Annotated in this window: 7 protein-coding genes; all 7 read left to right on the top strand. The window is 61.9% G+C overall.

Translation table 11 applies throughout. The features are described 5' to 3' along the window. Positions 1-19: 19 nt before the first annotated feature. Complete coding sequence (locus NQ519_RS06615; RefSeq protein ID WP_019151958.1) at positions 20-997, top strand: FecR family protein; 978 nt, start codon at positions 20-22, stop codon at positions 995-997. A gap of 101 nt (positions 998-1,098) precedes the next feature. Continuing rightward, positions 1,099-4,518 carry a SusC/RagA family TonB-linked outer membrane protein gene (locus NQ519_RS06620; protein WP_227900998.1) on the top strand — a complete coding sequence of 1,140 codons (3,420 nt, stop codon included), beginning with the start codon at positions 1,099-1,101 and terminating at the stop codon, positions 4,516-4,518. Between the two features lie 18 nt (positions 4,519-4,536). Continuing rightward, the gene (locus tag NQ519_RS06625) at positions 4,537-5,925 is read left to right on the top strand and encodes a RagB/SusD family nutrient uptake outer membrane protein (protein WP_026076765.1); all 1,389 of its coding nucleotides are present in this window, start codon (positions 4,537-4,539) and stop codon (positions 5,923-5,925) included. Between the two features lie 24 nt (positions 5,926-5,949). Continuing rightward, complete coding sequence (locus NQ519_RS06630) at positions 5,950-7,971, top strand: outer membrane protein assembly factor BamB family protein (protein WP_019151954.1); 2,022 nt, start codon at positions 5,950-5,952, stop codon at positions 7,969-7,971. Positions 7,972-7,980: 9 nt separating this feature from the next. Then, complete coding sequence (locus tag NQ519_RS06635) at positions 7,981-8,877, top strand: sugar phosphate isomerase/epimerase family protein (RefSeq protein ID WP_019151953.1); 897 nt, start codon at positions 7,981-7,983, stop codon at positions 8,875-8,877. Then, positions 8,870-10,558: a DUF6528 family protein gene (locus NQ519_RS06640; RefSeq protein ID WP_227900997.1), complete on the top strand. Its 1,689-nt coding sequence runs from the start codon at positions 8,870-8,872 to the stop codon at positions 10,556-10,558. Before NQ519_RS06635 ends, NQ519_RS06640 begins: the two co-directional genes overlap by 8 nt. Positions 10,559-10,655: 97 nt before the next feature. After that, positions 10,656-11,573, top strand: a complete 918-nt coding sequence (locus NQ519_RS06645) for a glycerophosphodiester phosphodiesterase family protein (RefSeq protein WP_227900996.1) — start codon at positions 10,656-10,658, stop codon at positions 11,571-11,573. Positions 11,574-11,576: the final 3 nt, after the last annotated feature.

The following is an 11,576-nucleotide window of genomic DNA, read 5'->3' on the forward strand; positions in this document are numbered from 1 at the left end:
CTCCAAAAACCGGCACACGATGAACAAAACGGAACGCAAGCGAATCATCGACTACATATTCCGTCATCCGGAGACCCCGGAAGAGATCCGGCAGCAGTTCGAGCGCTGGATGCTGGCCCGGGAACACGACTCCGGCATCGACGAAATCCTGTGGGACATCTGGGAAAACCATGCGGCGCCCGTCTCGGAAGAGGAGGACCGCAGGGGACTCGAACGGCTCCGGGCGTCGATCCGCGCAAGCCGGGTCCGCACGCTTCCGCGCCGCGTCCTGCGCTACGCAGGCATGGCCGCCGCCGTCGTGCTGGTATTCCTCGGGGGCTATTTCGCCGCCACGCAGACGCTCGCACCCGAAAAGGAGGTCACGTTGCTGACCGCCAAGGGACATGTCGGGGAGTTCACCCTGCCCGACGGGACGAAGGTGTGGCTCAACGGCGAAAGCCGGTTGAAATACAATGCGGATTTCTCGGGCAGGACCCGCGACGTGGCCCTGACGGGCGAAGCGTTCTTCGAAGTGCGTAAAGACACGCTGCGGCCGTTCCGCGTCAGCATGAACGACTTGCAGGTCGAGGTGCTGGGCACCTCGTTCGACGCCATGAACTACGCGTTCGGATCGAGCGAGGAGGTGGTGCTCAAAAGCGGCTCGGTGAAGATCTCCGGAGAGCATCTCCGGAGGCCCGTGACGCTGCGTCCCGACGAGCGGTTCTCGCTCGACCGGCTTTCGAAGCGCGCCTGCGTCGAGAAGGTCGATGCCCGGAATTACAGCCAGTGGTTCTCGCCGCGTCTGATCTTCGACAACACGCCGCTGAAAGACATCGTCATCAACCTCGAACGGAGATACAACATCGAAATCTCCCTCTCGTCGAACATCTCTCCCGAAAAACGACTGTCGCTGGTCGTCTGCCACGAACCGCTGGAAGACCTCATGGAGGTGATGTCCTCGCTGATGTCGATCCGCTACCGCATAGACGGCAACCGCGTTCTGATCACCCAGAGATAAAGCCTGTAACATAGACGGTCTGTTCCGAAACCTCCTGCAACGAGAGGCTCCGGCATACCTTTCCATTTGAAAAATCGAACCAAACACAAACCGAAACTATCATGAATGAACTCAACGTTTTGAAAAGGATCTGCCGGCATCTGTGGCTGGCGCTCCTCCTCTGCGCGGTGTCGGCCGCCACGGCTTCGGCCCAGGTCCCGACCGTCACCGTCGATGCGAAGAACGTTACCATCAAGGAGCTGTTGCAGCGCATCGAAGCCAACAGCCAGTACACGTTCGCCTACATCGACGCCGACATCAACCCCGACAAACGGGTGTCGGTGAAGGCCGTCAACCGCAACATCGCCTCGATCGTCGCCGAGGTGCTTCCCAATGTGAATATGGAAGTTAAGGGATTGAAAATCGTCCTCACAGCCAAACGGGGGGGGGAATCGCAAACCCGTCCCGCGGCTGACGCCGGACGCACGGTGAAGGGCCGCGTGACCGACGAAAGCGGCGCGCCGGTGATCGGCGCCACCGTCATCCTGAAAGGCACCACGGTCGGCACGGCGACCAACGCCACGGGCGAATACGCCATCGACATCCGGCAGGCCGACGCCGTGCTGGTCTACTCGCTCATCGGCTACAACAAGGTCGAGGTGGCGCTCTCCGAGGGCCAGACGCAGGCCGACGTTACGCTGAAAAGCGAGGCGATCGCCATGGACAACGTGGTGGTCGTGGGCTACGGCGTGCAGAACAAGCGCGACGTGACGACGGCCATCTCGTCCATCAAGGCCGAAGACTTCGCCGCCATGCCGACGGCCGACTTCCGCGACGCCATGGCCGCCAAGATGCCGGGCGTGCAGGTGCTCACGCTGGGCGGCCAGCCCGACGGCAACGTCTCGATCCGCATCCGCGGCATCCAGTCGGCCACGTCGGGCAACGACCCGCTCTATGTCATCGACGGCGTTCCGTGCGACGCCCGGGCCTTCTCGAACCTCGAAAGCAGCGACATCGAGAGCCTCGAGGTGCTCAAGGATGCCTCGGCGGCGGCGATCTACGGTTCGCGCGGCTCGTGCGGCGTCATCCTCATCACGACCAAGCGCGGCCAGGGCGAACGTCCTGTCGTAAGCTACGACGGCCAGTTCAGCGTCTCGAACGTCTCGAAGACGATCGACATGCTCAACGCCTATGAATTCGCCAAGATCTTCAAGGAGGCCCGCGACGGCGCCTACCTGTTCAACGTCCCGACGGGTTCGATCGACGACCCCTACGAGGACCGTCCCCAGGTCTACCACCGCGTCGACCCGCTCATCACGGCCTATCTGCAGGACAAGACCGGCACGATGACCGACACCGACTGGCAGGACGCCATTTTCCGCACGGCCTACTCGACCAAGCACTCCGTATCGGTCTCGGGCCGCACCAAGACGCTGGGCTACTACATCGGCGCCAACTACCTCTACCGCGAGGGAACGATCGTCGGCTCGGATTTCGAACGCTACAGCCTGCGGGCCAACATCGACGGCAAGCGCAACCGGCTGAAATACGGCGTCAGCTTCTCGCCCTCCTATTCGAAGACCAACTACATCTCCTCCGACACGCAGTACAACGGCGACGGCGTGATCGCCTCGGCGCTGATGGCGCCCCCGGTCTTCCCGGTCTACAACGCCGACGGCTCCTACAACTGGGACATGAACGGATTCCTGCGCGTCAACAGCTGGGACACCCAGACCAACGAGGTGCTCAACCCCGTGGCGCTGGCGCTCGAAATCGACGACGTGCGCGAAAAGATCAACATCCTGGGCAACGCCTACGTCTCCTATGAGTTCGTCAAGGGGCTGGAGTACAAATTCACGGCCGGCGGCGACTACTACTCCTACATCCGCAACTACTACCGTCCGTCGTACATCCCCCTGCGCGGCCTCAAGTATCTCGACGCCCCGTCGGACCCCAAGGCGCAGAACAACATGCAGTCCTACTTCCACTGGACGATCTCCAACCAGCTCTCTTTCAACCGCACCTTCGGCGACCACTCGATCAACGCCGTGGCAGTCTACGAAGCCGAGAAGGAGAGCATCCAGACCTCGCAGATCGTCGGCACGGGAGTCAAGGGCGACGACAAGATCCGCACCACGAAGGGCAAGACCATCGACCTGACGGAGACCTACAACAACAAGTACGCCTACACCTTCGCTTCGTGGCTCGTGCGTGCGCAGTACTCCTACAAGGGGCGTTACATGGTTTCGGCGTCGATCCGCGGCGACGGTTCGTCGCGCTTCGCCCCCAACACCCGGTGGGGTTATTTCCCGGCAGCCTCCGTGGGCTGGCGCATGAGCGACGAGAACTTCCTGCGCAACGTGAAATGGCTCGACGACCTGAAACTCCGCGCCAGCGTGGGTCAGACCGGAAACGCCCAGATCGGCAACTCGGAGTACCTGGCCCTCTACGGCATGACGAACATCGATCTCGGCAACGGACTCACCTCGCAGGTCTATCCCTCGCAGATCGCCAACAACGATCTGGGCTGGGAGAAGAACACGCAATACAACATCGGTCTGGATGTCAGCCTGTGGCGCGGCACCCTCGGATTCACCGCCGACTACTACTACTCGAAGACCACCGACATGCTGTTCGACGTTCCGGTTTCGTCGGTGTCGGGCCTCACCTCGTCGAACGTCAACATCGGTTCGATGCAGAACCGGGGTATTGAGCTGGCGCTCACCTCGCGGCGCAGCTTCGGCGACTTTTCCTACGCCTTCGCCGCCAACTGGTCGCTCAACCGCAACAAGGTGCTGAGCCTCGGCGACGAGAATGCCGACATCATCAAGGAGTCCTCCTACGCCGGCGGCTACTACCTCACGCGCGTCGGCCAGCCCGTCGGCTGCTACTACCTGCTCGTGCAGGACGGCATCTTCCACAATCAGGAGGAGCTGGATTCCTATCCCCATTTCGACACCACGACTGTGGGCGACTTCCGCTTCGTCGATGCCAACGGCAACGGCATTCTCGAAAAGGACGCCGACCGCGTGATCGTGGGCAACTACATGCCCGACTTCTACTACGGCTTCTCGGTCAACCTCTCCTGGAAGGGCTTCGATCTGGCAGCCAACTTCCAGGGCGTCTACGGCAACGAGATCCTGAACCTCGAACGCCGCTACCTGCTCAACATGGAGGCTTCGTCGAACATGATGAAGGAGTCGCTGCAACGCTACCCCTACGGCGAGCTGAACCGCGCCACCCGCAAGTCGAGCGGCAACAACGGCGCCTGCACCTCGACGTTCCACCTCGAAGACGGCTCCTACCTGCGTCTGCAAAACCTCTCGCTGGGCTACACCTTCCCCGACAAATGGACCCGCAAGGCCGGCATCTCGAAACTGCGCATCTACGTGCAGGGCACGAACCTCTTCACGTGGACCGACTATACGGGCTACAACCCCGAGGTCAACAAACGCTCGACCGACGCCCTGCGTCCGGGCGAGGACTACTGCTCCTACCCGCTGTCGCGCACGTTCAGCGTCGGTGTGAACTTCAACCTGTAATCAAAAATGACGATGACCATGAAACCGAAACATATCCTTGCGCTGGGACTCCTCGCACTGGGCCTGGGCTCGTGCGGCGAAAGTTTCTTCGAACAGTACCCGAGCAACAACATCACCGAAGGCAACTTCTACAAGACCGACGACGATTTCAACCAAGGGGTGGCGGCCTGCTACTACAAGCTCAAGACGCAGATGAGCTTCCACCTCACGGAGATCGGCTACCGCAGCGACGAGAACATCCTCGAGTCGATGGCCGTATCGACGCAGGACCGCTACGACATCGACAATTTCGCCGAAACGGCCAGCAACGGCATCCTGAACGACATCTGGGACGCCTGGTACAACGGCATCTACCGCTGCAACGACGTGCTCGACCACCTGGCCGGGGCCAAGATCGCCAACTACGACAAATACCGCGGCGAATGTCTGTTCCTGCGGTCGTGGTGGTATTTCAACCTCTACCGCGTCTTCGGCGTGGTGCCCATCGCCCGCACCGTCGTGGCCCCGGCGGCCGCCAAGCTCATCCCCCGCTGCACGGAGGAGGAGATGTACACCCTGCTGACCGAGGACCTCTCGGAGGCTGCGCGCCTGCTGCCGTCAACCCCCGGGTCGGAAAAGGCCCGCGTGGCGAACATCGCGGCCTACACGCTGCTGGCGAAGGTCTACCTCACGTTCGGCAAGCCCGCCGAGGCCAAGACCGTCCTCGAAGAGGCGATGAAGAACACCGCCTACGGGCTGGAGACGACGACGAAAAGGGTCTTCGACGTAAGCAACAAGATGAACAAGGAGATCATCTTCGCGCTCTACTACAACAAGACCAACGACAACGGCCACGGATACTGGTACAGCGCCAACACGGAGGTATTGGCCGACATCCGAAACCCGACACCCGAATTCAAAGCGATCTACGACGGTGAGAAGGACAACCGCCTGCCGCTGATCGGCACCTACACCAAGATTTCGAGCAACCTCTACGCCATGACCAAATGGTACGACACCTACGACGCGACCTACACGACGCAGGTGGGCAACGATTTCCCGCACCTGCGCTATGCCGACGTGGTGCTGATGTACGCCGAGGCGCTGGCCGAATCGGGCGGCAGTCTGGACGACGCGCTGGTGTGGCTCAACAAGACCCGCGTGCGGGCCGGACTCGACGAACTGACGACCGACGAGGTCAAAAGCCTGGCGGAGTTCCGCCGCGAGCTGGCCGACGAACGGGGCCGCGAATTCGCCCTCGAAGGCCACCGCTGGTTCGACCTCGTGCGGCTGGGGCTGGCCGTCGATTATTTCCGCGGACTGGGCTACTCGCTCGACGCGCACAACCTGATCTTCCCGATCCCGCAGAGCCAGATCGAAATCGTGAACAACCCGTCGATTCTGTGGCAGAATCCCGGTTTCAATTAACCAACCACTTAAGTCAGAACAAGCATGAAAAAGATAGTAATCGACCTTTTGCTGACATCGTTCATCGCCGCGGGCCTCACCGCATGCTGGAGTGAGGATATTCCCGAAGCCGGAGCGGCCCGCCGCCAGGTCACCGATCTCACCGCCACTCCGGGCGACGAGGAGGTGCAGCTCGCCTGGAGCCTGCCCGAAGGCTGGAATCCGACGGACTTCATCGTCTACTACACCGACACCGACTCGGAAACGGTCACCCTGCGCACGGACGGCGAGATGAACTGCACGATCGACGGACTCGTCAACGGCACGCAGTACACCTTCTACGTGCAGGCGGTCTACGGAAAACTCGTCTCGAACTACGTCGCCGTCGTCGGCCGGCCCGCCACGACGCGCTTCCCGGTCACCGACCTGACGGTCGATGCGGGCGATTCGTTCGTGAGCCTCGCGTGGACCAAGCCCGCGACGACGGTGCTCTCCTACACGCTCTCCTACTACAACGAGGACACGCCCGACAATGTCGAACAACAGACGCTCGACAAGGACGCGACGAGCGTGAAGCTCGAAGGGCTGACCAACGACAAGAACTACTACTTCTCGCTGGCGGCCAACTACGAAAAGGGCGCTTCGGAGCCGGCCACCGCCAAGGCGATGCCGACGCTGGCGATCCCCTACATCCTCGACCGCGACCAGGCGGCCAAGAACCAGCCGATCACCTTCACGTTCAACACCGAAGACTACCCGACGGCCACCGATGTCAAGTGGACCTTCCCGGGCGATGTCGTCAAGGAGGGAACCGTCGTGAAATACGGACTGGGCACGGTCGGCACGCAGACCGTGAAGCTGAGCGCCACGATCGACGGCAACGCCCGTTCGTGGACCCTCGAAGTCGAGATCCGCGAATACGTCATCTTCAACACCGACTGGGCGCAGGACGGCTCGAACTACAACGGATTCAAGGGCACCTGCCCGGTGTTCTCGCCCGACGGAAAGACCGTCTACATCGTCACCTTCAACAAACTCTCGGCCCTCTACGCCTTCGACATCGCAACGGGCAATGAGAAGTGGCGCTACGTACCGTCCGCCAATACCGGCAGCTACAACATGCTCACCGTGAACCCCGTGACGGGCGACATCTACTACGGCACGCAAACCGCCGGACAATTCTACGCCGTCACGCAGGAAGGCAAGCTGAAATGGACCTTCGCCGAAGCCGGCTCGATGCAGAGCGCCGCCCCGGCCGTCAACGCCGCCGGAACGGCCGTCTATATCTGCGACAAGAGCGGCAACACGTTCGCCATCGACGCCGCATCGGGGCAGAAGATCTGGAGCTTCGCCGCGGGCGTCGCCGGAGGCGGCCTGCTGGTCAACGGCAACGAACTGCTGATAGGAGCGGGCGCCAACGCCTTTTTCCTCAACATCGAGACCGGCGAGCAGATCGCCAAGATCGCGCTGGGTTGCTCAATGTCCGACATCGCCGGATTCGCCGTCAGCAGCGACAAGACGCTGGCCTACTTCGGAGCCAAGGACGGCTACTTCGGGGCCATCGATCTGACGACGCACACGGCAAAAACCCCGCTGCTGGCCGGCACGACCAATCCCAACACCATCTACGAACCCGTCGTGGCCCCCAACGGTTCGGTCTTCGCGGGATCGAAGAACGGTTCGGTCTACAACGTCAAGGGCGACCTCTCGGCCGTCAACTGGGAACACGTCCACACCGGAACGCCCGTCAGCAACACCTACAACTACTCCCACCCGTGCGTAGACTCCGAGAACCGGTTCTACATCACGGCGGGACAGACGACCAACACGTCCTACATCTTCGATGCCGACGGCAGGGTCCTCGACTCGTGGAGCTATACGGGAGCCACCGCCGCAGCGCAGCGCCAGATGGGCGGCAACAACTACCTCGACGGCGTGTTCTACTCGGCATTCATCGGCAACGCCGACCAGAACGGCATGTTCGTCGGCAAATACGTCGGCGGCGAACGCGCATCGGGCTGGAGCACCCACGGCGGCGACATCTGCGGATCGTGCTGCGTAAAATAGGAGGAAGCGATGAAAAAACTACTGTTCATAATGGCAGCGCTCCTGCTGGCCGCCGGAGCCGCCCGGGCCGAATACCCCGTGGGCGTATCGCTCGGCATGGTGAAGGTCCCCGAGCCCGAAAAACTCGCGCAGATCAAAGCCGCGGGCATCGACCATGTGGAGGTCGTCTTCAACTACTTCTGGCGCAACGCCCCCGAGAACGAGTGCTACACCCGCGCCTACCGCGTCAAGGCGATGCTCGACGAGGCCGGGCTCACGGTCTGGTCGTGCCACCTGCCTTTCAGCCGTACGCTCGACATCTCGGTGCTCGATCCGCAGCGGCGCGAAGAAAACGTCCTGCTGATGGAGCGGATGATCCGCCTGGCGGAGATCTTCCACCCGCAGCGGCTGGTGCTGCATCCCAGTTCGGAGCCGATCTCCGACGAGGAGCGCGAAACCCGCCTGCAAAACTCCGCCAACTCCATCGGCCGCCTCGCGCTGGCCGCCAAAGGGATCGGCGCGGTGCTCTGCGTCGAGAACCTGCCCCGCACCTGTCTGGGCCGCAATTCGGACGAAATCATGCGGCTGATCGGCGACTTCCCCGAGGTAATGGTGTGCTTCGACTCGAACCACCTGCTCCAGGAGGAGCACGCCCGGTTCTTCGAGAACGTGGGCAGCCGCATCGGCACGATCCACGCCTCGGACTACGACCGCCGGGACGAACGCCACTGGCTGCCGGGCGAGGGCGTCATCGACTGGCCCGACTTCCTCCGCCGCCTGCGTGCGTCGGGCTACAAGGGGGTCTTCATGCACGAGGTCCGCGCCGGGGAGAACGCCACGCCCGCAAACGTCGTGAAAGCCTACAAGGAGGTCATCTGCGGCAAAACGAAAAAACAACCCACCCAAAATGCACAAAACCATGAATAAGATAAAAAACCGCCTGTTCCGGGTTCTGCTGCTCTGCGCCGGAACGGGACTCCTCGTCGCGGGCTGCTCGAACGACGACGATGCGCCCCGCGAGATCGCGTCGAAGACCACCCTGACGCTGACGAAATACTACAACGACAAGGGAGCGACGACGCTGCCCACCTGGAGCAAAAGCGACAAGGCCGGAATGTTCGTCGCGGACCGAAACGCCCCGGAGGCCGTCTATGCGGCGCCGATCCAGTCGGGATCGCAAAAATCGCTCTTCCTCTTCACGCTCGACGCGCCGCAGCATGCGGCCTCGACGGTCGTCGCCTTCTGGCCCTCGGACGCCGGCCTCCGCTGTGAGAACGGCACGCTGAAAACCGTCGTTCCCACGGAGCAGACGGGCGCTGTCGCCCCGATTCTCGCCGGCAAGGCCACGGCGCGGGTCAACGCCTACGAAGGTTGCAGCATGGAACTGACGAACCTCTTCTGCACGATGTACGTCAGCGTGAAAAAGGGCAACTACTCGATCGGCAAGGCGGTCGTAAAGGCCAACGGCGGCGAAGGGATCGCCGGAGAGCTCACGATCGGCATCGACGACTGGTCGGCATCGGCATCGGCGCAGACGATCACCGTGACGCTGCCCGCACCCCTCGACTGTTCGAAAGAGACGCAGCTGATACCCGTAATGATCGCCCCCGTGGCCCTGTCGCAGGGCTACACCGTGACCCTCACCGACACCGACGGCAATTCGTTCTCGGTCGGGAAGACGGAGCCCGTGACCCTGGAGGCCGGGGGCAAGCACGACACCGACGACGCCCGTTCGAGTTTCGTGACCGAACTGGTCTTCTGCGGCGACAACATGGTCTACATGATCGACGCCGGACTGGCCGACGAGACCACCTACAAGGATGCGGTCACGTGGAGCTGGGACGCGACCGAAGCCGCCTCCGTGCTCGGGCTGGACAAGAGCCGCTGCAACCATCTCGACGACTGCAAGCCGGTGGACAACGGCAAGAAACTCCTGTGCACCAGCTCCTACAACTGGTGCGTGCTGCTCGACATCGCCACGAAGGAGGTGCTGTTCCACACCACGGCGACGCCCAACGCCCACTCGGCGGAACTGCTGCCCGGCAACCGCATCGTCGTGGCCTGCTCGGACGGCAGCGGTGCGGGCAACAACTCGGTGCAGCTCTACGACATTTCGCAGCCCAACCTGATTCTCCACCAATCGACACTCGGTTCGGCGCACGGCGTCGTGTGGAACGAAACGACCCAGCGCCTCTATGCGATCGGCGGCCAGAGCCTCCAGATCTACAAACTCAAAGACTGGGAGACGGCAGCCCCGTCGCTCGAACTGGAAAAGACCGTACAGACGCCCCAGGGAGGTCTGCACGACATGAGCTACGTCAATTCGAACACGCTCTGCATCGGCGGACGCCGGGCCTATCTCTACGACATCGGCGCCAACCAGTTCACCGAAATGACGCTCTTCGCCGCATCGACGGCGATCAAGTCGATCAACTACAACGACGAAACGGGCGAACTGTGGTACACGGACTCCACCAATCCCGAGGGCTCGCAGTCGTGGTCAACGCAGACCATCCGCTACTCCACGGACAAGAACGCCTCGACGGAGACACGGACGATCAAGGTTCCCGATCTGGATATGTACAAGGTCCGCGTGATGAACTGGTAGCGCGGAACGGACTTCGGCAGAAAATCGTGTATGTCAACGCGAATACACGATTTTCTCATTACATTCACCGCATTATTGACATCAAACCCAACGATCCATGAAAAAACTGCTCATTCTTCTCTCGGGGCTGCTGCTCCTGCAAACCTCCTGTTCCCGACCCGCTTCCGCCCCTGCCAGCCGGGCCGAGGGCATCGTGGCCGAAATCCACAACCCCTCCTCGCGGAAGGTCCTCGTCGCCTGCCACCGCGGCGACTGGCGCAACTATCCCGAAAACTCCCTGGCGGCCATCGAGTCGGTGATCGGCCTGGGCGCCGACATCGTGGAGATCGACCTTGCGCTGACCTCCGACAGCGTGCTGGTGGTCTGCCACGACCGGACGCTGAACCGCACGACGACGGGCAAAGGTCTCATCGCCGAAATCCCCTATGACTCCGTCCAACGGTGTTTCCTCAAATCGGGCCACGGCGTAGCCACGTCGCACCGCATGCCGACGCTGCGCGAAGCGCTGGAACTCTGCAAGGACCGCATCGTGGTCAATATCGACAAAGGCTACCAATACTACGATCTGGTGCAGAGGCTCTCGGAAGAACTCGGAGTCACCGGACAACTCCTGATCAAAGGCAAAAGCCCCGTCGCGGATGTCGCCGCGAAGTTCTCCCGCTACGAACACAACATGATGTACATGCCCATCATCGACATCCTCAAACCCAAAGGACAGGCCCTCTTTGCCGAATACCTCGATACGAACACCGTGCCGCTGGCCTGCGAAGTCTGCTGGTCGGAATACACCCCCGAAGTCGAAGCCTGCATGCGGAAAGTCGTCGCCGGAGGCTCGAAACTCTGGGTCAACGCCCTGTGGCCGTCGCTCTGCGGAGGTCTCTGCGACGATGCCGCTTTCGAAGGCGATCCCGCCGCCGTCTACGGAAAACTCGTCGATATGGGAGCCACCATGATCCAGACCGACCGTCCCGAACTGCTGATCTCCTATCTCCGCTCGCGGGGGCTCCATGACTGACGC

Origin of the sequence: Alistipes senegalensis JC50 (assembly GCF_025145645.1) — a bacterium.
Taxonomy (GTDB): Bacteria; Bacteroidota; Bacteroidia; order Bacteroidales; family Rikenellaceae; genus Alistipes; species Alistipes senegalensis.